Origin of the sequence: Bacillus sp. MM09(2025), from assembly GCF_050496725.1 — a bacterium.
GTDB lineage: Bacteria > Bacillota > Bacilli > Bacillales > Bacillaceae > Bacillus > Bacillus pumilus.
Window position 1 is genome coordinate 464,652 of the sequence record NZ_JBNWEN010000001.1, and the last position, 24,867, is coordinate 489,518.

Annotated in this window: 27 protein-coding genes; 19 read left to right on the top strand and 8 right to left on the bottom strand. The window is 40.5% G+C overall.

The features are described from left to right. The first annotated feature begins 71 nt into the window (after positions 1 to 71). The 5 genes from miaB to mutL all read left to right on the top strand — a co-directional run bounded on the left by miaB (position 72) and on the right by mutL (position 7,467). Positions 72 to 1,598, top strand: a complete 1,527-nt coding sequence (miaB, locus tag ACQYAC_RS02365) for a tRNA (N6-isopentenyl adenosine(37)-C2)-methylthiotransferase MiaB (RefSeq protein WP_429942641.1) — start codon at positions 72 to 74, stop codon at positions 1,596 to 1,598. Between the two features lies 1 nt (position 1,599). Further along, positions 1,600 to 2,034, top strand: coding sequence for a RicAFT regulatory complex protein RicA family protein (locus tag ACQYAC_RS02370; RefSeq protein ID WP_003211238.1), 435 nt, complete (start codon positions 1,600 to 1,602; stop codon positions 2,032 to 2,034). A 264-nt stretch (positions 2,035 to 2,298) separates the two neighbouring features. After that, the gene (gene cotE / locus ACQYAC_RS02375; protein WP_041084785.1) at positions 2,299 to 2,844 is read left to right on the top strand and encodes an outer spore coat protein CotE; all 546 of its coding nucleotides are present in this window, start codon (positions 2,299 to 2,301) and stop codon (positions 2,842 to 2,844) included. Positions 2,845 to 2,968: 124 nt separating this feature from the next. Next, positions 2,969 to 5,545 (top strand): DNA mismatch repair protein MutS, encoded by a 2,577-nt coding sequence (gene mutS / locus ACQYAC_RS02380; RefSeq protein WP_429942642.1) that lies wholly within the window; start codon positions 2,969 to 2,971, stop codon positions 5,543 to 5,545. 20 nt (positions 5,546 to 5,565) lie between these two features. Then, entirely contained in the window at positions 5,566 to 7,467 is a 1,902-nt protein-coding gene (mutL, locus tag ACQYAC_RS02385; protein ID WP_429942643.1) for a DNA mismatch repair endonuclease MutL, read from the top strand. 77 nt (positions 7,468 to 7,544) lie between these two features. On the opposite strand, the gene bslA is transcribed toward mutL, so the two are convergent. Together bslA and ACQYAC_RS02395 are read right to left on the bottom strand one after the other, a co-directional pair. Then, positions 7,545 to 8,081: a biofilm surface layer hydrophobin BslA gene (bslA, locus tag ACQYAC_RS02390; RefSeq protein WP_426972922.1), complete on the bottom strand. Its 537-nt coding sequence runs from the start codon at positions 8,079 to 8,081 to the stop codon at positions 7,545 to 7,547. A gap of 125 nt (positions 8,082 to 8,206) precedes the next feature. Beyond that, positions 8,207 to 8,602: a hypothetical protein gene (locus tag ACQYAC_RS02395; protein ID WP_058013933.1), complete on the bottom strand. Its 396-nt coding sequence runs from the start codon at positions 8,600 to 8,602 to the stop codon at positions 8,207 to 8,209. A 574-nt stretch (positions 8,603 to 9,176) separates the two neighbouring features. Here ACQYAC_RS02395 and ACQYAC_RS02400 point away from each other — a divergent pair. The 3 genes from ACQYAC_RS02400 (at position 9,177) to ACQYAC_RS02410 (ending at position 12,027) form a co-directional block, all read left to right on the top strand. Then, on the top strand, positions 9,177 to 9,650 hold the full coding sequence (locus tag ACQYAC_RS02400; protein ID WP_058013931.1) for a CarD family transcriptional regulator: 474 nt from the start codon (positions 9,177 to 9,179) through the stop codon (positions 9,648 to 9,650). 313 nt (positions 9,651 to 9,963) lie between these two features. Further along, positions 9,964 to 10,713, top strand: a complete 750-nt coding sequence (locus ACQYAC_RS02405; protein ID WP_429942644.1) for a poly-gamma-glutamate hydrolase family protein — start codon at positions 9,964 to 9,966, stop codon at positions 10,711 to 10,713. Between the two features lie 165 nt (positions 10,714 to 10,878). Continuing rightward, complete coding sequence (locus tag ACQYAC_RS02410) at positions 10,879 to 12,027, top strand: Rap family tetratricopeptide repeat protein (RefSeq protein WP_061407867.1); 1,149 nt, start codon at positions 10,879 to 10,881, stop codon at positions 12,025 to 12,027. A 91-nt stretch (positions 12,028 to 12,118) separates the two neighbouring features. On the opposite strand, the gene ACQYAC_RS02415 is transcribed toward ACQYAC_RS02410, so the two are convergent. Beyond that, on the bottom strand, positions 12,119 to 13,444 hold the full coding sequence (locus tag ACQYAC_RS02415; protein ID WP_429942645.1) for a S8 family peptidase: 1,326 nt from the start codon (positions 13,442 to 13,444) through the stop codon (positions 12,119 to 12,121). A 586-nt stretch (positions 13,445 to 14,030) separates the two neighbouring features. Between ACQYAC_RS02415 and ACQYAC_RS02420 the strand changes: the two genes are divergently transcribed. Together ACQYAC_RS02420 and ACQYAC_RS02425 are read left to right on the top strand one after the other, a co-directional pair. Beyond that, on the top strand, positions 14,031 to 14,765 hold the full coding sequence (locus ACQYAC_RS02420) for a poly-gamma-glutamate hydrolase family protein (RefSeq protein WP_058013927.1): 735 nt from the start codon (positions 14,031 to 14,033) through the stop codon (positions 14,763 to 14,765). A gap of 77 nt (positions 14,766 to 14,842) precedes the next feature. Further along, positions 14,843 to 15,292, top strand: a complete 450-nt coding sequence (locus ACQYAC_RS02425; protein ID WP_058013926.1) for an OsmC family protein — start codon at positions 14,843 to 14,845, stop codon at positions 15,290 to 15,292. Between the two features lie 47 nt (positions 15,293 to 15,339). Here ACQYAC_RS02425 and ACQYAC_RS02430 read toward each other — a convergent pair whose 3' ends face one another. The 4 genes from ACQYAC_RS02430 to ACQYAC_RS02445 all read right to left on the bottom strand — a co-directional run bounded on the left by ACQYAC_RS02430 (position 15,340) and on the right by ACQYAC_RS02445 (position 16,970). After that, positions 15,340 to 15,708, bottom strand: a complete 369-nt coding sequence (locus ACQYAC_RS02430; RefSeq protein WP_058013925.1) for a DMT family transporter — start codon at positions 15,706 to 15,708, stop codon at positions 15,340 to 15,342. A 15-nt stretch (positions 15,709 to 15,723) separates the two neighbouring features. After that, positions 15,724 to 16,041 (bottom strand): DMT family transporter, encoded by a 318-nt coding sequence (locus ACQYAC_RS02435; RefSeq protein WP_003211368.1) that lies wholly within the window; start codon positions 16,039 to 16,041, stop codon positions 15,724 to 15,726. Continuing rightward, the gene (locus ACQYAC_RS02440) at positions 16,041 to 16,586 is read right to left on the bottom strand and encodes a TetR/AcrR family transcriptional regulator (protein WP_429942646.1); all 546 of its coding nucleotides are present in this window, start codon (positions 16,584 to 16,586) and stop codon (positions 16,041 to 16,043) included. The genes ACQYAC_RS02435 and ACQYAC_RS02440 overlap by 1 nt, the downstream gene beginning before the upstream one ends. A gap of 111 nt (positions 16,587 to 16,697) precedes the next feature. Continuing rightward, complete coding sequence (locus ACQYAC_RS02445; RefSeq protein WP_058013922.1) at positions 16,698 to 16,970, bottom strand: hypothetical protein; 273 nt, start codon at positions 16,968 to 16,970, stop codon at positions 16,698 to 16,700. A gap of 104 nt (positions 16,971 to 17,074) precedes the next feature. Here ACQYAC_RS02445 and ACQYAC_RS02450 point away from each other — a divergent pair, with 104 nt between their 5' ends. The 9 genes from ACQYAC_RS02450 to ACQYAC_RS02490 all read left to right on the top strand — a co-directional run bounded on the left by ACQYAC_RS02450 (position 17,075) and on the right by ACQYAC_RS02490 (position 23,951). Next, positions 17,075 to 17,476, top strand: coding sequence for a YmaF family protein (locus ACQYAC_RS02450; RefSeq protein ID WP_169056557.1), 402 nt, complete (start codon positions 17,075 to 17,077; stop codon positions 17,474 to 17,476). A 69-nt stretch (positions 17,477 to 17,545) separates the two neighbouring features. Next, positions 17,546 to 18,502 carry a tRNA (adenosine(37)-N6)-dimethylallyltransferase MiaA gene (gene miaA, locus ACQYAC_RS02455; RefSeq protein ID WP_268497875.1) on the top strand — a complete coding sequence of 319 codons (957 nt, stop codon included), beginning with the start codon at positions 17,546 to 17,548 and terminating at the stop codon, positions 18,500 to 18,502. 25 nt (positions 18,503 to 18,527) lie between these two features. Continuing rightward, the gene (gene hfq, locus ACQYAC_RS02460) at positions 18,528 to 18,749 is read left to right on the top strand and encodes an RNA chaperone Hfq (protein WP_003211269.1); all 222 of its coding nucleotides are present in this window, start codon (positions 18,528 to 18,530) and stop codon (positions 18,747 to 18,749) included. Positions 18,750 to 18,909: 160 nt separating this feature from the next. Next, a complete protein-coding gene (locus tag ACQYAC_RS02465) occupies positions 18,910 to 19,239 on the top strand; it encodes a YmzC family protein (RefSeq protein ID WP_058013919.1) in 330 nt (109 codons plus the stop codon). Between the two features lie 79 nt (positions 19,240 to 19,318). Further along, entirely contained in the window at positions 19,319 to 19,531 is a 213-nt protein-coding gene (locus tag ACQYAC_RS02470) for a hypothetical protein (RefSeq protein ID WP_003212415.1), read from the top strand. Between the two features lie 265 nt (positions 19,532 to 19,796). Next, the gene (gene nrdI / locus ACQYAC_RS02475) at positions 19,797 to 20,189 is read left to right on the top strand and encodes a class Ib ribonucleoside-diphosphate reductase assembly flavoprotein NrdI (RefSeq protein WP_429942647.1); all 393 of its coding nucleotides are present in this window, start codon (positions 19,797 to 19,799) and stop codon (positions 20,187 to 20,189) included. Continuing rightward, complete coding sequence (gene nrdE / locus ACQYAC_RS02480; RefSeq protein ID WP_169056559.1) at positions 20,149 to 22,251, top strand: class 1b ribonucleoside-diphosphate reductase subunit alpha; 2,103 nt, start codon at positions 20,149 to 20,151, stop codon at positions 22,249 to 22,251. The genes nrdI and nrdE overlap by 41 nt, the downstream gene beginning before the upstream one ends. A 17-nt stretch (positions 22,252 to 22,268) precedes the next feature. Further along, positions 22,269 to 23,249 carry a class 1b ribonucleoside-diphosphate reductase subunit beta gene (gene nrdF, locus ACQYAC_RS02485; RefSeq protein WP_061407887.1) on the top strand — a complete coding sequence of 327 codons (981 nt, stop codon included), beginning with the start codon at positions 22,269 to 22,271 and terminating at the stop codon, positions 23,247 to 23,249. Between the two features lie 84 nt (positions 23,250 to 23,333). Next, a complete protein-coding gene (locus tag ACQYAC_RS02490) occupies positions 23,334 to 23,951 on the top strand; it encodes a hypothetical protein (protein ID WP_180308969.1) in 618 nt (205 codons plus the stop codon). 66 nt (positions 23,952 to 24,017) lie between these two features. Here ACQYAC_RS02490 and ACQYAC_RS02495 read toward each other — a convergent pair whose 3' ends face one another. Beyond that, positions 24,018 to 24,776: an N-acetylmuramoyl-L-alanine amidase gene (locus ACQYAC_RS02495; protein WP_268497879.1), complete on the bottom strand. Its 759-nt coding sequence runs from the start codon at positions 24,774 to 24,776 to the stop codon at positions 24,018 to 24,020. Positions 24,777 to 24,867 lie beyond the last annotated feature (91 nt).

A 24,867-nucleotide genomic window follows, 5' to 3' on the forward strand; every position in this document is an offset into this window, starting at 1 on the left:
ATTTATTTTCAATTCACGACAAAATAGTCTATACTGTAGGGTGGAGCTTGGTTTGAAAGGAGTACAAATTCATGAATGAAGAGCAGAGAAAAGCGAGCGGACAAGTAAGTTCATCGGACAAAAAATCCGAGAAGGACTACAGCCAGTATTTTGAAGCTGTGTACATTCCGCCTTCCTTAAAAGATGCAAAAAAACGGGGTAAAGAAGAAGTCGAATACAATCAATTTCAAATTGACGAGCGTTTTCAAGGGTTAGGAAACGGGCGCAAGTTTTATATTCGCACATATGGCTGTCAAATGAATGAGCATGACACAGAAGTGATGGCTGGTATTTTTATGGCGCTTGGTTATGAACCGACAAACTCAACGGAAGATGCAAATGTTATCTTATTAAACACTTGTGCAATTCGTGAGAATGCGGAAAACAAAGTGTTCGGAGAGCTTGGTCATTTAAAAGCATTAAAGCGTGAAAAGCCAGATTTAATTTTAGGTGTCTGCGGATGTATGTCGCAAGAGGAATCTGTCGTCAACCGTATTTTGAAGAAACATTCATTTGTTGATTTGATTTTCGGTACACATAACATTCACCGCCTGCCAGAGCTGTTATCTGAATGCTATCTTTCAAAAGAAATGGTCATTGAGGTTTGGTCAAAAGAAGGCGATGTCATTGAAAACCTTCCGAGAGCCCGCCAAGGAAAAATTAAGGGCTGGGTGAATATTATGTACGGTTGTGATAAATTCTGTACATACTGTATCGTCCCTTACACACGCGGTAAAGAAAGAAGCCGCCGTCCTGATGAAATTATTCAAGAGGTCAGACGTTTAGCGGCAGAAGGATATAAGGAAATTACCCTTCTGGGTCAAAACGTGAATGCGTATGGAAAAGATTTTGAAGACATGGAATATGGTCTTGGACACTTGATGGATGAGCTGCGTAAAATCGATATTCCGCGTATCCGTTTTACAACAAGCCACCCGCGTGACTTCGACGATCACTTAATTGAAGTGCTTGCTAAGGGCGGGAACCTTCTCGATCATATTCATTTGCCAGTTCAATCCGGCAGTTCTTCTGTCTTGAAACTTATGGCGAGAAAATATGACCGTGAGCGTTACCTTGATCTTGTGCGCAAAATCAAAGAAGCGATGCCAAATGCTTCATTAACAACGGATATTATTGTTGGGTTCCCAAATGAGACAGATGAGCAGTTTGAAGAAACACTTTCCCTCTATCGCGAGGTTGAGTTTGATGCGGCATATACGTTCATTTACTCTCCAAGAGAAGGAACACCAGCAGCGAAAATGCAAGACAACGTGCCAATGCATGTGAAAAAAGAACGCCTTCAGCGCCTGAATGCACTAGTGAATGAAATTTCTGCGAAAAAAATGAAGGAATACGAAGGGCAGACTGTCGAAGTATTAGTAGAGGGTGAAAGTAAAAACAACCCTGAAATCCTAGCCGGATATACAAGTAAAAGCAAGCTTGTGAATTTTAAAGCACCAAAAGAAGCGATTGGCAACATCGTCAAAGTGAAAATCACACAAGCCAAAACTTGGTCTCTTGACGGAGAAATGGTTGGAGAAGCTATCGAGGTGAATTAAAATGACACTTTATTCAAAAAAAGAGATTGTCGAGCGCGCAAGAGAGCTCGCTAAAATGATTTCTGAAACAGAAGAAGTTGATTTCTTCAAGAAAGCAGAAGCGCAAATCAATGAAAATACAAAAATTTCAACGATTATTAACCAAATTAAGGCGCTTCAAAAACAAGCTGTAAATTTAAAGCATTACGGCAAACATGAAGCATTAAAGCAAGTGGAAGAAAAAATTGATGCCCTGCAAGAAGAACTGGATGAAATCCCGGTGATTCAAGAATTCAAAGAATCACAAGTGGAAGTCAATTCCCTATTGCAGCTCGTAGCGCATACGATTTCTAATCAAGTAACAGATGAAATCATTCTTTCAACCGGAGGAGACCTCTTGTTAGGAGAAACCGGTTCAAAAGTGAAAAACTCATCACCAAGTTGCTCCATTAAATGAGAAACCCCCGCAGATGCGGGGGTTTTTGTTTTGCTATCATCATTTTTGAAAGAACAAAAATCACACTCCCCGTTCTACTTCTTGCTTCGACAACCCAAAATCTCTCACTCTCCAACTTTTCCAATTTTCAAGGCAAGTTTATGGGCGACCATGCATACACTGAAACAGAAATGAATTTAATTGATCATGAAGTTCAAAATCGTGACACACTAGACGAATGCCCAGCATAAGATAAAACGATCAAGAACAAGGAGGCATGCCGGAATGTCTGAATACAGAGAGATTATTACAAAAGCGGTGGTTGCAAAAGGGAGGAAATTCACCCAAAGCACACACACCATTTCTCCATCGCAAAAACCAACCAGCATCCTAGGTGGTTGGATCATTAATCATAAGTATGATGCTGAAAAGGTCGGTAAAACTGTTGAGATTGAAGGAACCTTTGATATTAACGTATGGTATTCTTACGCTGATAACACAAAAACAGAAGTCGTCACCGAACGAGTGAAATATGTAGACATCATCAAACTGAGATATAAAGACAAAAATTTCCTTGATGATGAGCATGAAGTGATTGCAAAAGTGCTCCAGCAGCCGAATTGCTTAGAAGTGACCATTTCTCCAAACGGCAATAAAATTATCGTTCAAGCAGAGCGGGAATTCATTGCTGAAGTGGTAGGGGAAACAAAAATTGTTGTAGAGGTCGATTCAAGCTGGAAAGAAAAAGATGATCATGAGTGGGAAGAAGAGGTGGATGAGGAGTTAGAAGATATTCATCCAGAATTCCTAGCGGGTGATCCAGAAGAGTAATTCATGACTAGGGCGCATATCCCCCTAGTTTTTTTGTGTCTTATCTAGGAGAAAAAAGGGGTTTTTTTATGCTATAATGAAAGATGGTATGAATTCGAATGTAATATAGTGAGGGATTAGAAATATGGCAAGTTATACGCCCATGATACAGCAATATTTAAAAATCAAGGCAGAGTATCAAGATGCCTTTTTATTTTTTCGCTTAGGCGATTTTTATGAAATGTTTTTTGATGACGCAAAAGAAGCGTCACAAGAATTAGAAATTACGCTAACAAGTAGAGATGGCGGGACTATACCAATGTGTGGTGTTCCTTATCATTCTGCTTCTGCATACATAGAACAATTGATTTCAAAAGGCTATAAGGTCGCGATTTGTGAGCAGGTGGAAGATCCTAAAACGGCAAAAGGTGTAGTCAAAAGAGAAGTCGTTCAACTCATTACACCAGGTACGGTGATGGATGGGAAAGGCTTAAGTGAAAATGAAAACAACTTCATTGCCTCTGTGACAAAGTTTGAAAATGGATATGGACTTGCACTTTCCGATTTATCGACTGGTGAAAACATGGCGGCTTTCATCGATCGATTAGATGAAGTCGTGTCTGAAATTTATTCTGTCGGTGCAAAAGAAATTGTGGTGTCAAAGCAGCTGGATGAGGAAACAGTCAAGACCTTAAAGGAACGGTGCCAAGCGACCATTTCATACGAAGATAGTGATGAATTAATCGATGAAGCTGAGCGACTCGTGTCCCGCCTGAGCGAGCAACTAAGATCGGCATTTTTGACATTATATGCTTATTTAAGAAGAACGCAAAAAAGAAGTCTTGATCACCTTCAGCAAGTGCAAGTGTTTGAGCTCGAACAAACAATGAAAATTGACCTTTACTCAAAACGAAATCTTGAATTAACAGAGACGATCCGCTCAAAAAGCAAAAAGGGCTCTTTGTTATGGCTGTTAGATGAAACAAAAACAGCGATGGGCGGAAGGCTGCTCAAGCAATGGATCGACAGGCCGTTAATTCGTCTTTCGCACATTAAAGAACGCCAGGAAATGGTGCAAATTCTCATGGACCATCTCTTTGAACGAGAGGATCTGCGTGAACGGTTGAAGCAAGTATATGATCTTGAACGTCTAGCGGGCCGCGTCGCGTTTGGCAACGTCAATGCCCGTGATCTCATTCAGTTAAAGGAATCCTTAAAGCAAGTGCCAGCCATTAAAGAACTTGTGCACTCACTGCCAGAGGAAATGGCGAAATCAAGAGCGAATGATATTGATCCTTGTGATGATTTACTGGATTTATTAGAAGATGCGCTATATGAAAATCCGCCAATGACGTTAAAAGAAGGCAATTTGATTAAAGACGGCTACAATACAAAATTAGATGAATACCGTGATGCCAGCCGAAATGGGAAGGACTGGATTGCACGGCTTGAGCAGCAAGAAAGAGAATATACAGGCATTCGCTCTTTAAAAGTCGGGTTTAATAAAGTATTTGGTTATTATATTGAAGTGACACGAGCGAATACGCATTTGCTGGAGGAAGGGCGTTATGAAAGAAAACAAACGCTCGCCAATGCAGAGCGGTATATTACACCTGAATTGAAAGAAAAAGAAGCGCTTATTCTTGAGGCCGAATCAAATATTAGCGAACTGGAATATGAACTATTCGCAGCTCTCAGAGAACAAGTGAAAGTCTATATTCCGAGATTACAGCTGCTCGCAAAACAAATGAGTGAGCTGGACGCCCTCCAATGCTTTGCGACTGTCAGTGAAAAACGCCGTTATATCCGTCCAGAATTCTCAGAGGATGATGTAGATGTCATAGATGGCCGTCATCCAGTCGTTGAAAAAGTGATGGATCACCAGGAGTATGTGCCGAATGACTGCCATATGGGAAATGGCCGGCAAACCTTGCTCATTACTGGACCGAATATGTCAGGGAAAAGTACGTACATGAGGCAAATGGCGCTTATCTCCATTCTTGCGCAAATTGGATGTTTTGTACCGGCATCGAAGGCAACTCTTCCGATCTTTGACCAAATCTTTACACGTATTGGGGCAGCAGATGATTTGATTTCTGGTCAGAGTACTTTTATGGTAGAGATGCTCGAAGCAAAAAATGCGATGGTGCATGCAACGAAAAACAGCTTGATTTTATTTGATGAAATTGGACGCGGGACAAGCACCTATGATGGAATGGCTCTTGCGCAGGCGATCATTGAATTTGTTCACGATCATATTGGTGCCAAAACGCTATTTTCTACACATTACCATGAGCTCACCGTTCTTGAATCTCAATTAAGCGAGCTGAAAAATGTTCATGTACGTGCTGAAGAGCATGAAGGCACGGTCGTTTTCTTACATCAAATCAAAGAGGGTGCAGCTGATAAAAGCTATGGTATTCATGTAGCGCAGCTTGCTGAATTACCTGATGCGATCATTGATAGGGCCCAGACCATTTTGACGGAGCTTGAGAGCGGATCACATGAGGTGACCCCGCACGTATCTGCAGCTCCAAAAACAGAAAAAGCTGAGGAAAAACAGCAGCTTTCTTTCTTTGAAGTAGAAGAAAAACCGCAAACCAAACCAGTTCTAAAACAGAAAGATCAAGCGGTGATCGAGGAATTAAAGTCATTCAATCTAATGGATATGACTCCGCTCGAAGCGATGACTAAACTATATGAATTGCAAAAGAAATTATAATGTAAGATGAGGTGAGCAAAATGGCAAAGATTATTCAGTTATCCGATGACCTATCCAATAAAATTGCTGCAGGTGAAGTAGTCGAACGTCCGGCTTCTGTCGTAAAAGAGCTTATGGAAAATGCAATCGATGCAAGCAGTACAGTGATTGAAATCGATGTAGAAGAAGCAGGTCTTTCCTCTATTAGAATGATTGATAATGGTGTTGGAATCGATGCTGAAGATTGTAAGCTCGCCTTTCAGCGCCATGCAACGAGTAAAATCAAAGATGAAAATGACCTGTTCCGTGTTAGAACGCTTGGATTCAGGGGAGAGGCGCTGCCAAGTATCGCATCTGTCTCTCATCTGGAAATGAAAACAAGTACTGGTGAAGGAGCTGGAACGCACCTTGTGCTGCAAGGCGGAAAGATCATTTCGGAGAAAAAAACCTCTGGCCGCCGAGGTACCGAAATTGTCGTTACCAACTTATTTTACAATACGCCTGCCAGACTAAAATACATGAAAACTGTTCATACGGAGCTTGGCAATATATCAGATGTCGTCAATCGAATTGCACTGGCTCACCCAGAAGTATCGATTCGCTTGCGTCACCAAGGAAAGGTCCTGCTTCAGACGAATGGAAACGGGGATGTGCGGCATGTGCTTGCGGCCATTTATGGGACAGCTGTTGCGAAAAAAATGGTGCCACTTCACGTGCAATCACTTGATTTTGAAGTGAAAGGATATATCTCCTTACCAGAAGTGACAAGGGCATCACGTAATTATATGTCTTCTGTAGTAAATGGCAGATATGTTAAGCATTTTCCGCTCGTAAAAGCGGTCCATGAAGGGTATCACACGTTGCTGCCGATTGGCCGCCATCCGATTACATTTATTGAAATGAAGATGGACCCCATTTTAGTGGATGTGAACGTGCATCCTTCGAAGCTTGAAGTGAGACTTAGTAAAGAGCAGGAACTTCATGAGCTAATCAAACAAGGAATTAAGGACGTATTTCAAAAACAGCAGCTCATTCCAAGTGCTTCGGTGCCAAAGAAAGCACCAATGCCAGCGATCAAAAATGAGCAGCAATCCTTAACCTTTGATGCGAAAAAAACAAATACAAACGAGGCGAGAACATCGCTACCCTATCAGCCGGAGTCTCTCGAATCGGTTGTATACGAGACAAATCAGATGGACACATACGGGACGCCTACGCAGGAAATGACAGGAGCATCATCACCCGTATTTAATGAAGATACTCCATCCGAGCATATCTATGTAGAAGAATCCGCCGCTTCTCTTGAATATGAAGAATCAGTACTGAGAGAGGATGCTGCAGAAACCATTTCAGAAAACGAACGAGTTCCTGTCATTTATCCCATCGGGCAAATGCACGGCACATATATTTTGGCTCAAAATGAACGAGGGCTTTATATTATTGATCAGCACGCGGCTCAGGAGCGAATCAAGTATGAGTATTATCGTGAGAAAGTGGGAGAGATCGAACAGGAAGTGCAAGAAATGCTCGTCCCATTAACATTCCACTACTCGAAAAACGACATGCTGATTATTGAAGAGCATAAAGAGATACTAACGAAAGTGGGTGTCTTCTTAGAGCCTTTCGGTTCAGGAAGCTACATTGTTCGGTCACATCCACAGTGGTTCCCAAAAGGGGAAGAGGCTGAACTGATCGAAGAAATTATTGAGCAAGTGCTGGATGAGAAGCGTGTAGATATCAAAAAATTAAGAGAAGAAGCGGCGATCATGATGAGCTGCAAAGGCTCTATCAAAGCAAATCGTCATTTGCGAAATGATGAAATCAAAGCTTTATTAGATGAATTGCGGCAAACCAATGACCCTTTCACCTGTCCGCACGGCCGGCCGATCATCATTCATCACTCGACATATGAAATGGAGAAAATGTTTAAACGGGTGATGTGATCAAATAAAAAAAAGACAAAGGGCCAAATTAGCCCTTTGTCACAGTCTGAAGCGCTCATATTTGAGTGCTTTTTTATTTAGCATCCACACGGATTTGGCGGTGTAACCACTACTGGTCGTTTTTGAATATCCAGCGTATCTTCTGCATAAAAGGTGGAACCAATGCTAAGCGCACGGTTTTCTGCACGGAACGTATATGTACCTGCAGCAGGAAGTACTTTATGTGAAAGTTGTAATTTATATTGTGAGATTCCTAATAAATCGATTCTAGCTGGAATGCGGACAGTTTTTCCACTGTTCAAAATGTAGCTGTCTTTTAATGCTTTTCCGTTGAAGATGTCTTTTGTTGTCGCTTGAAAGCCTGCAGGTAATGTGAACTCAATGGCACCGATACTTAAAACAGAATTTGGGCGGTATGTTAGCTCAATGTCTGAAAAAGACCATTCCTGCTTACTTGTACCTGTAATTTTCGCATAAAGCTCAGCTGGTCTGGCATTTGTTGATGCTTTGCCTTCCTCTGTTTTGGCTCCTTCAGCGGATGCGGCAATCGGTACCGATAGTGCCATGACCACTGTCAGCATCCCCATCATGATCATTGTCCATATTTTTTTCATTTCTTCATTCCCCCTTGTTGATTATAGGTAAATAATAGATGATTAAATCCATTATTTACCTATAATGTTACCATATCCCTACAAGGTGTTGAATGGTATATTATACCCTTATTTTGTCATTTTGTTTAGTAATAACGGGAGAAATGCGTATTTGGTTGGTTCATTCCGTAACCAAAGCCTGGCATTTGCTGATTCGGCATCATCATATGCATATCTTGATATCCGTATGGATGATATGGCATCATTCCATATCCACCATAGTGGCCATGATGATGGTGATCCTTCATTGGAACATGTGAAAAGGGATCATGCTGATTTGGAAAAGGCAGATAGGCTGAATGATGATGCGGATAATGTCCGCTGTACTTATCTTTTTTACCATGATAATGGTTTGGCATATTCATATGATCATGCATGTTTGGCGCGACCACATGTTCATGGTTGGCTGTATACACATTCTCAAACGTATGGTACGGGTTTCCTTCGTGATGATGATTCATTGGGCTATTCATATTGTTCATTTGATATCTCATCCTTTATGTCAGGTTGCCATATCCTATGAGCATGATCCGTTTCATGAGCCTATCCATATGAAAAAAAACCGGCTTTTCAGCCGGGAAAACAAAAAGCAGGTGAAAGCGTCAATTGCTAATATGAGAAGCCGTGTCTTCTTCTGCGACGCTTCTTACAGCTGCTGCAGACACTTTTAGGACAGTAATAGGGATCGTAGCTTCTAGAAGTATCCCAGAAATCGCTCTCAAACCATTTATCTTTTTTGTGATGAAACTTTTTTTCTTTACATGGATCCTCATGGCGATGATCGTCATGCTTTTTATAACAGTTTGAGTGGGAATGTTTGCACTTGCACTTGCATTTGCACATTGTCATCCCTCCTAAATGTGACTCAATGCTAGTATATGCAAGAATAAGACAAGGGGACTGGATGGTGGCGCATTTTCTGCAAAAAAAGGCTTTTTTAAAAAACTCAAATAAAAAGAATTGACTAGTGCTAAAATAACATGATAAAATATTAATTTTTATCCAACGATGAAATGTGTTATAATCATATTGTGAATACTTTCGGAGGTGGCGGATTTGTTTCAAATAGGTGATAAAATTGTTTATCCTATGCATGGTGCCGGTGTGATTGAAGGAATGGAAGAAAAAGAGATTTTAGGTAAGACGGAGGAATATTTTCTGATTCAAATGCCGAATATGCAGATGATGATCCCAAGAGGCAGAATCAATCAACTAGGTATACGTCCGGTAGCAGATCAAGCAACGCTGAAAGTTGTGATGAACAATTTTGCAGAAGAAACAAACGACGACACGCTTACTTGGAAGCAAAGATATGATGAAAATCTGAAAAAGCTAAAAACAGGTGCGATCGAAGACGGTGCAGACGTTGTCAAAGATCTGATGAGACGAAATCAGAAGAAAGCATTAAATTCAAGTGAAAAGAAGATGCTTGAAGATGCGCGAGGCATGTTAGTGAGTGAAATTTCTCTTGCACAAGGGCTGTCACAAGATGAAGTCCTTTCAGCTTTAGAGGATGAACTAAGAGTTTAATGATGGATATACAATAATTGGCTGTAAACAGGAGGGCATCCCTTTTGTTTACGGCTTTTTTTGTTTGAAATCAGAAAAACATCTTCATTTTTGTAGGTGATTTTAACTAAAGCGAAAATGAGGTCATACGATGCAGTTTTTATGCAAGCAGCGAATGATTCAAAGAAGTCGGAAATACCTAGAGCGGCATAAAAAAACAGGAAAGTTCTCCTGATTCATTTAAATGAGCCGGACAACCTTTGAATTCTGTTAGCCATTGATAGTAAAATAATGCGATAAGATGACACCTAAGAGAATGAAAAGGAGCGGTGAAATGAAAAGGCTACTGATATGTGGATTCATCTTTCTGATCCTGTGTGCTCTTTTAATGGTGAAATGCAGCCATTCTGTTCAAGAAAAAAAAGAGCAAAAGCAACATCAAGAAGAGGTAGAAAAGTATCAAAAAGAGCGGAAAAAAGGGGATCAATATGACAGCTTTAAACAGCTTATCCGGCATGAAAGAGAAGGCTATGAAATAGAATTTCACGAAAAGGGCGGAAGTGATTTACTTGTCTTTTCACCTCATGGAGGGGAAATTGAACCAGGAACAAGTGAAATTGTAGAAGCATTTCAACAAAAATACTCGACGTATTTGTTTGAGGGAACGAAACAAGAGAATAATCGTGATTTGCATATTACAAGCACCAAGTTTGATGAACCGATATTGGTCCAAATGATTAAAACGTACCCCTTCTCCATTTCCATCCACGGCTACAAAAGTGATAAAAGGCACACGCTAGTTGGCGGGACAAACGAAAAAATGCAAAGAGCAGTTGTACGAGAATTAAAAGATCGAGGGTTTTCTGCAGAAATGGTGCAAGAAGGCGAACGGCTCTCAGGGACAGATCCTAAAAATATTAATAATCGAAATGCAAGTGGTGAAAGCGTTCAGTTAGAAATTAGTACGGCACAGAGAGAGGCCTTTTTCGACAATTTTGATACGAGAAAAGGAAAGAAAAAAGCATTCAGACGTTATATCCGTGCTTTAAAAGAAGTATTAAAAGAATTTGACCCATCATCGTAGAAAAAACGTTTTGATGGGTAAAAGTACTCTATTTGAACTTGGTAAAAAAGATAGAAATATGCGAAATGAACATAAAATATGCAATAAATTACAATTTGCCTTAAAAACATAAATTATGTAAAATAATAGTTATCAGTTTGATATGATAGAATGGGGCTGAAGTGGATGGCACATAAAATACCATCTTCCGAAGTAGGTGTAAAGATCAATCAATGGTACACGCATATTTGCAAATTTGAAGTCGAACAAGCAAACGATATGAAGCGCCTTGTTGAAGAAGAAATTCATGAGATGGAAGAGGATCAAGATTTACTTTTATATTATTCTCTAATGGATTTTCGCCATCAACTGATGCTTCAGCATTCAACGCCAGTCCATGCAGGGAGTGAAACACTTCAAGCCGTGTCTTTTCCAAAAGAAATGGAAGATGGAGAAGATGAGATGACAGGCTTACTCGGCTATTACTTTCATTTTTTCCATGGAATGTATGCGTTTATCCAACGCCGGTACATCGAGGCCATTTCCTATTACAAGCATGCGGAACATCAACTGATCTTAGTGACAGATGAGATTGAAAAAGCGGAATTTTACTATAAAATTGCTGAAGTATACTATCATATGAAACAAACTTATTTCTCCATGCATTATGCTAAAAAAGCAAGAGACATTTATAAGAAACATCAGCTTTATGGAAAAAGAAGCATTCAATGTGATTTTGTCATGGCAGGTAATTGGATTGATGTGAGTCAGCACCAGAAAGCGCTTCCTTACTTAGAAAAAGCGTTAAAGGTCTGTGAAGCGATGGAGCAGAAAAAGTGCACATCTTATTTTAAAGCGATGGCTCTTAATAACTTAGGAGCTTGTCATTATAGTATGGGAACGTACCATACAGCGACTGTCTTTTTTGAACAAGCCATTTCCCTTTATCAAAAAGATCAAGCATCCACGATGATCAAATCATTATTTTCACTTGCTCTCACCTGGTTTAAGCTCGGAGATATCGAGCGGGCGGGCGAAGCTATACGTAAAGGGATGAACGAGGCTTGTTTATTGGAAGATGAAATTTATCAGTTGAAATTCCAATTTTTGCAGGCGCTTTATATAGAAAAAGACAGCTGTGAGCAATTAAGATCGGCACTTTTTGGACTGCGAAGCAAAAAAATGTTTGCTGATTTAGAGGAATTAGCACTTGATGCGGCTAATTATTATAAGGAACGCGACATGTACAAGGAATCCTCCACTTTTTTTGAGATTGTGATCGAAGCGCGTACGCACATTCAAAAAGGAGATGAGATGTATGAGAACGAAGCATAACATGTCAGCTGATCAAGTAGATGAAAGACTTCACACATAATAACAGACAAAAACAACACCCTTTACGAATCAACGTAAAGGGCTTTTTTACTTATTCTTTGATGGCTTTTTCTGCGTCAATGGCACCTGCCCCGTAAATCATCGGGTCATCCCCAGACCACTTGCTTGTATTTTCTTTTAACAGGGTTTTGACCTCATCGGGCGTTAAATCTGGTGAATGCTCTATTAAAAGAGCACAAATACCAGCGCAAATCGGTGTTGCCATAGATGTGCCAGATAACGTCGTGTAATCATCATCGACTCTGCTTGATTTATCGAGTTTATCTAGAAAGGATCTTGGTGATCTGAGGGAGACAATGTTTACTCCCGGTGCAAGGATATCAGGCTTTGTCTCCCCATAAACAGTAGGACCTCTGCTTGAAAATGGTGCCACAATATCATCGTTCGATTCTGGTGTATTCCGGTCATCAAAAGCGCCAACCGTAATCACTTTTTGACTGACGGCAGGACTCGCAATCGTTTGGCTGTTAGGACCAGAGTTTCCGGCTGCGACGCATACAACAATGCCTTTATCCCAAGCGGCATTGACAGCACGCACCATCGGATCGTCCTGTTCGTCATCATAACGCTGAGCATCTGCGCCTAGTGACATACTCATAATATGAATCGGATCATCAGGGTGATCTTCATTGAACTGGATGCACCATTCAACCCCTTCTATTATAGTAGAAAGTGATCCAGCCCCTTGTTTATTTAATACTTTTACGCCAATTAAATGAGCTTTTGGAGCAGGTCCTTTGTACAAGCCATCTGAGGCCGCTCCGTCTCCAGCTACATCTCCAGCGCAATGAGTGCCATGCCCGTTATCATCATAAGGCTTTGTTTTCTGCTTGACTAAGTCCACAAAATCGCGAATTCTTCCTTCTAGATCTTCATGCGGATAAATCCCTGTATCAATGACAGCGACCGTAATGCCTTCCCCTGTTAAGGCTGTACCGTTTCGGATGACTTCATCCGCGTGACTGGCTTGTGTGGCCACATCCAGAAGTGCATGAACTTTCCGGTCTAAATAAATTTTACGAATATGCTCACCATTTGCTAACAGCTCCTCTAAAGCAGCTGGTGTTAGGTCTGCAGCGCAGCAGTCGATATGTGAAAAGTGCCGTTTGATATTTGTTTTTCTACTTTTTTTCATGAGCTGTTTTGTGCTTTGAATTCCTGCTTCGACCGCGCCTTCCTTAAATTCAATAATCACACGAAGCTTCTTTCTCTTCTTTAATCTCCCTTCAAAGAAACGATGAAGAAAGCATGGCGTCCATTTAAAAGGCTTATAAAGGTGAAGGACGGTCTCTCTTAAAGGTTGATCCAGTTTACTGGCATGTGTTCTGACCATTTGCACCATAGAAAATCCAAACATGTGATGCCCTCCATTCTAGCTATCCATTCTTGTACACTCTTACGTTATGAGAATGAGAGGTGCTTGGTTCGGATTCTTGTCCCTTCTTTTCTTCATATTGGCGACTTACTCATTTCTGATGAAAAAGAAAAACGCTTACATTTTGTAAAATAATAGAAAAAAGGTGGAAAACATGTAGAATCAGCCGATGATAGGTGGGAGAGTTCTTCTTAGAGAACCGGTGAAACAAACGATTTTGCAGAAAAAAAGGAGGGGATAGACAGGGTCAATGCTCATACAAATGTGACTTGTCACAGAGAGGAAAAATCAAATCCATATAAAAAGTAGCCAAATTAAAGAAAACAGACTGGATAGAACTAGGTCATTTTAAACATAACTTCATTTGTCTGTCATACTATTCTAACTCTGTTTTCAAAGAGGAGAGGCGTTTCTGTGTATATAAATGCAATTATCTTATTTTTGAGGAATCTCATCAACTAGAGTGTTATGATCAAATTTGAAGAGAAAAAGTGGAAAAAATGAAAAGAAATGATGATTCAATATAAATCATAGAAACGGCTTAGAAATCTGTTAAAGGAGAACGGGAATGAAGAAGTTTTTTGCTTTGCTTCTCCTGCTTGCGATCGGATGGGGCGTTTATTATACAATGCAAGCACAGGAACATGATGAGCCAGTGTCATCAGGTGGGGAAGACGAAAGCGGTTCAAATGATATTTATCGCAATTTTAAAGAACTAGAAGAAAACGAATCAACAAGCAGCTATCAGATTACATCCAACCCAGTGCCTGGAAGCCGTCTTCTTGTGATGTCACCCCATGGGGGGAGAATTGAAGGCGGCGTGAGCGAGATCGTCCATTTTTTTGATAATGATTTCTCTACGTATTTGTTTGAAGGTTTAAGAGAGAATGCGTCAGAACTTCATGTGACAAGTACAAATTTTGATGAGCCAGTCGGCGTCGCGCAGGCAAAAGCACACGATTATATCTTAGCAGTGCATGGCTACAAAGGTGAGGAAGGCATTGACCATACACTCGTTGGCGGAACAGATTACGACCGTGCAGAGAAAATAGTGAACTCATTAGAGCGGAATGGATTTTCTGCTGAACTGGCTGTCGCACACGCAACCCTGAGCGGAACAAGCAATCATAATATTAATAATCTTACAAAAACAGGGCAAAGTGTACAGCTAGAGATTAGTAGAAGTCAGCGTGAAGCTTTATTTGACAGTTTTGACTTTCGGCGGCGGTCGAGTACAAAAAACGAGACGTTCTACCGGTATGTCAGGGCGATTCGGACAGTGCTTGATGAGGAATATACATAAAAATGGTGCACATGTTAAGACAAGCAGCGTGAATTCTTGTTACACTATAAAAAGTGATAACAAAAGGAGAGACGAATATGGCGCGTCATCATTTTCATCTTCAGGCGAGCTGGCCTGGCCTGCGTAACGGTGTGGGTACAATCTCATGCGAACAGTTAAAAACGAACATTTCAATTCCAAAAGAAATGGATGGTCCCGGCATTGGGACAAATCCAGATGAGATGCTCTTAGGTGCAGCGGCTACGTGTTATATTATTACACTTGCCGCTATGATGGAGCGGAGCCAATTAGAAAAAGAGGATCTCACGATGAGCTCTGAGGCTGTCGTCGATGTGACAAATGGTGTGTTTACATATGAAAAAATCATACATCGGCCTGTCATCATCCTCAAAGCCTCTGCTTCTCCGCAAGATATTGAGCTTGCCCGCAAGCTTGCTCACAAAGCCGAAAGCTCATGTATGATCTCAAGAGCTGTTCAAGGAAATGTGGACATTTCCTTAGAAGAAACCATTCAAGTCGGCGGGTGAAAACAAAAAGTCATTTTCTCTTAATGAAATGGAGAAAATGACTTTTTTTATGACGTCCATTCGGTTTGATTGATATGTTCTTTGTTTTCTTCCTTTTGTTTTTTTGACAGGTTCAAGACAATCACACCGCATATCACTAATGCAAGACCAATGAAGCCTTTGATGTGAATGGTTTCGTTAAATAGCACGAGTCCGATAAGAGCAGTGAGTGCTGTTCCAACGCCAGACCATGTCGCATAAGCAGACGAAAGGTCAATCGTTTTAAGTGCTAGACTGAGGAAGGTAAAGGCACACCCAAATCCAATCAGGACCCCAATACTCGGTAATAGTTGCGAAAAACCTTGTGAAAGCTTCAGCATCGTACTGCCAAAAACCTCCGTTAAAATAGCCCCTGTTAAATAGAGCATTCCTTTCATGATCTCTCACATCCTTTATGACATATTTAAAAGTACGACCCCTGAGACAAGCATTGCCATCCCAATGATTGCTCTTTGGTTCAAGGTTTCTTTGAAAAAAAGCACGCCAAAAATAGCCGTGAGGACTGTACCAACCCCAGACCATGTTGCGTAAGACATGCTAAGTGGAATGATATTTAGTGTCAATGACAGCATATAAAAGGCAAGTGTATACCCAGCAACAACGACAGCGCTAGGCTTAAAGCGAGTAAAGCCATTTGAGAATTTTAACATCACGGCGCCAATGGCTTCTGAAAAAATGGCCACAGCTAGAAAAAGATATCCGAGGATCATCATGTTCCCTCCTCTAATAGGTGTAAAATCCGGTGAAGTAAAAGGGTTTTTTCCTCTCGGTTCAGCGGTTCAAGCTGAAACATTTCTGAAAACCATATTCCATCACATGCAAGACGGATCAGCTGGCTCAATGCAGGGTCATTAATTTCCTCAGCTGCTTTCGCTTTGAACTCTGCATAAAAATCACGCCAAGGGTTCAATAACGCTTCATCAAATGACATAGTAGCCAGCATACTTGTACATAGCTGAATCGTATTTTGATGATCAAGATCATGTAATGTTGCCGATATATATGCACGGACATAAGGCGCTTTTTCATGTTTGTAAGTTTCTAGATACGTTTCGAGCTGCTGACGAAAGCAAAGAATCGCGTGCTCATTCATTTTTTGGATGAGCTCTTCCTTGCTTGCGAAATGATAAAGCAGGCCGGCTTTGGTCATATGTGCATGCTCTGCCACTTGCTGAAGGGTAAGCTGGCTTAATCCTTCTACTAAAATTGTGCGGGCAGCTGCATCAAAGATTTGCTCTTTTTTGGTTTTAGACATAAAAAAAACACCTACTTTACTGAACGGTCGGTAAAGTAAATGTTAACCCATCAAAAACGAGTGTGTCAATCGATTCATTTGATGAACAGATTTTTCGCTAAATCGTCATATTTAATAATAAGGGTATGGTCCATATGGCGGGTACGGGGGCGGATAAGGGTACCCATAGCCATAGCCTGGTGCAAGCAGAGACCCAGCAAGCAGACCTCCAGCAAAACCACCTAAAAATGGAGGTCCGAAGAATCCAGGTCTACCATAACCGAATCCAGGTCTCCCAAAGCCAAATCCGGGTCTCCCAAACCCAAAACCCGGGCGTCCAAAGCCAAAACCAAAAGGTCTTCTCATGTCTTCTTGCATAAATGGCTGTGCATCAAAATAATTCATAAAAAAAGGCTCCTCTCACATAAAATCACTGTAACTGACATCAGTGTATTCGATTGGCCTATATGTGTTTGGGTGAACGCCTATTATAAGGAGGAATGTTAAAAATGGGCCTGTATCCGTCTGATTGGGCTAAATGCCCGCCGCATGCTCATGCCTATAAAGCACGAACGGATGTAACAGAAGAGCATTATCATTTAATAGAAGGTATTTCTCAGCCTGTCAATGGAAGCAGTACCGATCAGCATACTCATTACTATCGCGGGGTCACCTCTTTTGAGAGAGGGCATTTCCACAGATACTACGGCGTCACAGGACCTGCAATACCGAGATTGGATGGTACGCACTATCACGAGATTGAGGAAGTCACGTTTTCTGCCTATAACGATTCTGTCCCTATTCCATACGGAGGAGTCGTCTATAGTCCGGACGAGGAGCGGCCGACGCATACGCATCGCTTAAAAGGAAAGACGTACGAAGTGGTCGGAAATGAACCACTCGGCTGGTGATAGACCGTATATAGGAGAGAAAGAGAAGTTATGCTATACTGTAGGCAGTTTGTAAAAGAGAGTGATGTTATGAAAAAAACGAAACAACCAGTGATTGTATTAGTAGGACCGACGGCTGTCGGCAAAACAAAACTGAGCATTCATATAGCCAAAGCATTTAATGGAGAAATTATCAGTGGTGATTCTATGCAGATTTATAAAGGAATGGACATTGGAACAGCTAAAATCACCCCTGAAGAAATGGATGATGTCCCTCACCACTTAATTGATATTAAAGAGCCAGATGAATCCTTTTCTACAGCTGAATTTCAGCAGCTGGTCCGTATGAAAATCAAAGAGATTGCCGCTAGAGGGAAAACACCCATGATCGTCGGCGGAACAGGTTTGTATATCCAATCTGTTTTATATGATTACACATTTACCGATGAGAAAAGTGACCCTGCTTTTAGAGAAGAAATGGCGCTGTTTGAACAGCAGCATGGCTCCCTTCAGCTGCACGAAAAACTAAAGGCAGTAGACCCTGATGCTGCAAAAGCCATTCATCCGAATAATGTCCGCCGCGTCATCCGGGCGCTTGAAGTGATCCATACAACAGGTCAGAAAATATCGGAAATGCAAAATGGTCATCAAGAAGTTCCTCTTTATGATACAGCCTTCATTGGGCTGAAAATGGATCGAGAGCTTTTGTACGAGCGCATTCATAAAAGAATTGATATGATGATAGATGAAGGCTTAATTGAGGAAGTGAGCGCACTTTATCAATCTGGCTTGAAGGATTGTCAATCAGTTCAAGCGATTGGTTATAAAGAGCTGTATGCGTATTTTCAAGGTGACTACTCACTTGATGAAGCTATCCAGCAATTAAAGCAAAATTCCCGTAGATATGCGAAGCGTCAGTTCACGTGGTTCCGTAATAAAATGGATGTCACGTGGTTCGACATGACACCGCCTTGCCACTTTTCAGACAAAAAGGAGGAAATTTTCGCATATATAGCAGGAAAGCTTGGACTTAAAGCGAAACTGTAGTTATCAGAATCAAGGAGGACGAAACATGAAACCGATTAATATTCAGGACCAATTTTTGAATCAAATTCGTAAAGACAATACATTTGTCACAGTATTCTTACTGAATGGCTTTCAGCTTCGCGGTCAAGTGAAAGGATTTGACAATTTCACGGTGCTGCTTGAAACAGAAGGGAAGCAGCAGCTTATTTATAAACATGCTATTTCTACATTTGCACCTCAAAAGAATGTAAATCTAGAATTAGAATAGGATATGTTCGACCTAATAGCCCCATGTATCTGCGAATAAACCGGCCGGAACCCGCTACGTTTTTGTCAGTGCAGAGGGGCTATTTTGCATGCCGTGAAACCTTTCTGTCTATTTTGCGTATAATCCCTTATTGGATATGAAGAAAGGTGAGGGGAACGATATGGAAAATGCAGAGCTTGAATTAAGAAGGATTAGAGTGATCCTTCTACTAATTGGGATTGTTGTCTTATTTGGATCGTGCGCCATTTCAAACATTGAATCTAGGCAGGAAAGCTGGCATAACTATTCTAATCAAGATGATCATGGAGATATAGAAGGTCTGTTACAATCAGCTGTTGCACTAAAAAATAATCACTTTGCTGTTGTGAAAGATGATGAAGTACATGTGTACCGGTTTGATGAAAAAGAGGGAGAACTGACCCTTATTAAAACAAAATACATAGATGAGTGGGACGAAGATTATGATGATGACGATTCTGTGGAAGAGTAAGCACGTAAATTTACAAATGAATGTGAAGTCGCTACACTATAATCATGCATTAGACATCTAGACAGAAAAGGATGAGTTCATGACACACAAAATTAAAATTAATCATTGGGAACAAACTTGTGAAGACGACTCCTGCTTCGAATATGGAACAAGTGTTTCTGTAAATGGGAAAGAATTAGTCAGAGAAGCTTCAATCGTCTCTGCGCTTGAAGCGGTGCTAAAAGAATTAGGTGTTGAAGTGGAAATTACAGAAGTGTCAGAAGATTTACAGTGCGATGCCTACAAAAAATAAAACAAAAAGTCTAGTCTACTAAGCGATTTTTTTTCGTGTTATGATAGATTTCGGTTTCAGTTGAATAGAGAGTAGAGCAGTCTATTTTTAGATCCTGTTCTGCTCTATTTATTTGAACGTACGAGTTCGGCTATGAACTTTCGGCCGGGTTGGTTGATTTTTTTCGTTTCGAATATCTATATGTTGTGTTTTGAAAAAACATAGTATACTATATATAGTGAATAACGAAATGATCAACAATACTAAAAACTAGGTCGTGATGGAATTGATTCAAATCGTATTTGATTCAAAAACAGGAAATGTTCAACGCTTTTTGGACAAGACCCCCTTTACAGACAAACGAAAATTGACTGGAGAAGAGTTTTTGGATACGTCGTTTATTCTCGTCACCTTTACGACAGGGTTTGGACAAGTCCCTAGTACCACTCAATCTTTTTTAGAGAAAAATGCTCACCTTTTACTAGGTGTAGCGGTGAGTGGAAACAAAGTGTGGGGAGATAATTTTGCCAAAAGCGCCGATACGATTTCTAAACAATATCAAGTTCCTATTTTGCACACCTTTGAACTAAGCGGAACAAAAAGGGATGTTGAATTGTTTACACAGGAGGTAGAAAGAATTGTCACAAAATCAGGTTCCAAAGTGGATACAATTAAATAACGAGATTATGATTCAAAAAGAAGGAAAGTTTCAGTTCGATAAGGACAAAGAAGCTGTACATAGTTATTTCGTAGATTATATTAATCAAAACACAGTCTTCTTTCACAACTTAGAAGAGAAGATTGATTACTTAATAGAAAACGACTACTATGAAGAAGAATTTTTAAGACAATACAGCATGGCAGATATTAAAGAAGTATTCGAAGCTGCATATGCGAAGAAATTTAGATTCCCATCATTCATGAGTGCGTTTAAGTTTTACAACGACTATGCACTGAAAACAAATGATAAAAAGAAAATCCTTGAACGCTATGAAGACCGCATTTCAGTTGTAGCGCTTTTCTTTGCGGGCGGAGATAAAGAAAAAGCCCTTGAGTTTGTAGAACTGATGATCAATCAGGAATACCAGCCAAGTACACCAACATTCTTAAACGCTGGGCGTAAAAGACGCGGTGAGCTTGTGAGCTGCTTCTTGCTTGAAGTGAATGACTCATTAAACGATATTTCAAGAGCGATTGATATTTCAATGCAGCTTTCAAAATTAGGCGGCGGCGTCAGCTTGAACTTGTCAAAACTTCGTGCAAAAGGTGAAGCAATCAAAGATGTTGAAAACGCGACAAAAGGTGTCGTTGGCGTGATGAAGCTTCTTGATAATGCATTCAGATATGCAGATCAAATGGGACAAAGACAAGGATCAGGCAGTGCGTACCTCAATATTTTCCACAGAGATATTAATGATTTCTTAGATACAAAAAAAATCTCTGCAGATGAAGATGTTCGCGTGAAAACATTGTCCATCGGTGTCGTCATCCCCGATAAATTTATCGAGCTTGCAAGAGAAGATAAAACAGCTTACACCTTCTATCCGCACACAGTCTTTAAAGAATATGGACAGCATCTTGATGAGATGGACATGGAAGAAATGTATGATGAGCTTGTAGAAAACCCGAAAGTCAAAAAAGAAAAGGTCAATCCGAGAAAGCTTCTTGAAAAATTGGCTGTTCTTCGTTCAGAATCAGGCTATCCATATATCATGTTCCAAGATAACGTGAATAGAGAGCATGCATTAAACCATATTTCACGAGTGAAATTCTCAAACCTTTGCTCAGAAGTGCTTCAAGCTTCAGAGGTCTCTTCTTACGCGGACTATGATCAAGAAGATGAAATTGGTCTTGATATTTCTTGTAACCTTGGCTCATTAAATATCATGAATGTCATGAAAAACAAATCGATCGAAAAAACGGTCAAACTAGCAACAGATTCATTAACGCTTGTATCTGAAACAACAGATATTCGCAATGCACCAGCTGTTCGAAAAGCGAACAAAGCGATGAAATCAATCGGACTTGGCGCGATGAACCTTCACGGGTATTTAGCTCAAAACCAAATCGCCTATGAAAGTGAAGAAGCAAGAGACTTCGCGAATACATTCTTTATGATGGTGAACTACTATTCAATTAAACGCTCAAGTGAGCTTGCAAAAGAAAAAGGAGAAACATTCCATCGTTATGAAGGCTCTGGCTACGCAACGGGCGAGTACTTCAATAAATACGTGGAGAATGATTTCACACCAAAAACAGAAAAAGCAGCAGCATTATTTGAAGGCATGCACATTCCAACAAAAGAAGACTGGGCAGCACTCAAAGACTTTGTAGCGGAAAATGGCATGTACCATAGCTACCGCTTATGTATTGCACCAACAGGTTCCATTTCTTATGTGCAATCGGCAACAGCTTCAGTTATGCCAATTATGGAACGTATCGAAGAAAGAACATACGGCAACAGCAAAACGTATTACCCAATGCCAGGTCTTTCAGCGCAAAACTGGTTCTTCTATAAAGAAGCGTACGATATGGATATGTTTAAAGTGGTCGATATGATCGCAACGATTCAGCAGCACGTTGATCAAGGAATCAGCTTTACACTATTCTTGAAAGATACGATGACAACGCGTGACTTAAACCGCATCGATCTGTATGCACACCATAAAGGCATTAAGACACTTTATTATGCAAGAACGAAGGATACAGGGCAGGAAGGCTGTCTTTCTTGTGTTGTTTGATTAAAGGAGAGTTTAACGTGACAAAAATTTATGATGCAGCCAACTGGTCAAAACACGAAGACGATTTTACACAAATGTTTTACAACCAAAATGTGAAGCAGTTCTGGCTTCCGGAAGAGATTTCCTTAAACGGGGATCTCTTGACATGGAAATATTTAGGTGAAAAAGAGCAAGATACGTACATGAAGGTACTTGCTGGACTGACTTTACTTGATACAGAACAAGGAAACACAGGGATGCCGATAGTGGCTGAACATGTAGAAGGTCACCAGCGTAAAGCGGTATTAAACTTTATGGCGATGATGGAAAATGCGGTACATGCGAAATCATACTCAAATATCTTCATGACACTCGCACCAACTGAAACGATCAGTGAAGTGTTTGAATGGGTGAAGAAGAATAAATTCTTGCAAAAGAAAGCAGATATGATTGTCAGTTTATACCGTTCAATTCAAAAGGACGATCCGATTTCCCTCTTTAAAGCAATGGTTGCTTCTGTTTATTTAGAAAGTTTCCTATTTTACAGTGGTTTTTACTACCCGCTTTATTTCTATGGACAAGGTAAGCTCATGCAAAGTGGTGAAATCATCAACTTGATTTTGCGTGATGAAGCGATTCATGGTGTATACGTTGGATTATTAGCACAAGAAATTTACAACAAACAAACACCTGACGTGCAAAAAGAGCTATATGATTTCTCAATTGAACTATTGAACGAGCTTTATGAAAATGAACTTCATTACACGGAAGATATATATGACCAAGTCAATTTATCGCATGATGTGAAAAAGTTCATTCGTTACAATGCCAATAAAGCGTTAATGAACCTTGGATTTGCCCCTTACTTTGAAGAAGAAGAGATCAATCCAATTGTATTGAACGGACTTAATACAAAAACAAAATCGCATGACTTCTTCTCAATGAAAGGGAACGGCTACAAAAAAGCGACAGTTGAGCCGTTAAAAGATGACGACTTCTTCTTTGGAGATGAATCATAAGCAAGGCGTAAAAGTCAAAACGCATCACTCGTTTTGGCTTTTTGCCATTTCATACAATGCGTTACATACTGGAGGTTACCGAACATGGGAAAAATGGATGAAATCATACTAGTTGCACCGCGCACACGCGTATTCCAAAACGAAACGCTTGCGTTTAATGGTGTGAATAGTGAAGAGAAAACAATCAATACAATGATGAAAGAAATCGAAGAGCACTTCGAGCAGATGCGCAGAGGCGATGCGGAAGAAAATCCTGACTTCAAGCAGCCGATTCCTTATGTCGTGATTAAGCGTGAAGACGAAGTGTATGTATATGAAAGGCTTCAAGGCGGGGGAGAGACTCGATTGCATCATAAGTTATCTCTTGGCTTTGGTGGTCACATGAATTTCATCGAAGGCAAAAACTTTGCTGAAATTCTAAAAGAAAATACGGATCGTGAGCTAGACGAGGAACTTTCTATTCAAGAAGAAGACAAACTTGAGATGAAAACCCTTGGATTAATTAATGATGATGACAACAGTGTCGGTCGTGTGCACATTGGACTGTTATCAGCGCTTGAATTATCTCCAGGTGCTCATGTAGAAGTGAAAGAAACAGATCAAATATCAGGAAAATGGATGAAAGCATCTGATTTGAAAAAGCCTGAATACTTCGATCGACTTGAAACGTGGTCTCAATTTGTCGTGAACATTTTAGCATAAATGAACCAATCAAAAACCGGCTCAGCAGCAGACTTGAGCCGGTTTATTTCGTTAAAACAGCTTCAGTTATTGGAAAACGAATGCGTCATGACCGGCCTGTTTCAATCTTGCGACGAGGTCATCCGCATTTTGCTTTGTACGAAAAGCTCCGGCTTGTACTCGGAACATACCGCCCTCTAATACAACGAAGGCGTCAAAGCCTTTGGATTTCAGTGTGGCTGCTAACTCATCTGCATTGGCTTTCACCTTGAAAGCTCCAGCCTGTACTTTATAAAGATTACTTGCTTTTTTTTTCAGCTGAAAGGCTTTCTCTAATCCAGTGGCATGAGCGCGAGCGATGCCTTGAAGGAAGGTCGCGTTACGAAGCTTATTTGCATCAGCTGCCGTGTCAATGAAACCATTCTCTGTTAAAATAGCGGGCATAGAAGTTTCTCGAAGAACGTGGAAGTTCGCTGTTTTCTTGCCGCGGTTGGCAAAATCCACTGAGCGAACAATCTCATCATGAAGGGCATTGCGATACGTGGTGGTCGGTGCTGAAACGCCAGGATACACATAGCTTTCAAAACCTGTGCCCCCGCCTGCATTAATATGAATAGATACGAAATAGTCAGCTCCCCAGCTGTTTGCTGCATTTGTACGCTGGGTCAAAGTGACGGATTGGTCAATTGAACGACTTAAGCGGACGGAAACATCATCATAATCACTAATCAACATATCTCTCAATAAAATCGCGATTTGCAGGGTGATATTTTTCTCCAAAAGTCCATTCGCTGCAGCTCCAGAATCTGTTCCTCCATGGCCAGGATCAATAAAAATTTTCACCATCTATTCATCACCTCGTCTTTATTTTATGAGAAATTAGAAAAATTGCCTGTACAAAATGCGGAAATCATTGAGACTCTTTTCTGCACAATTT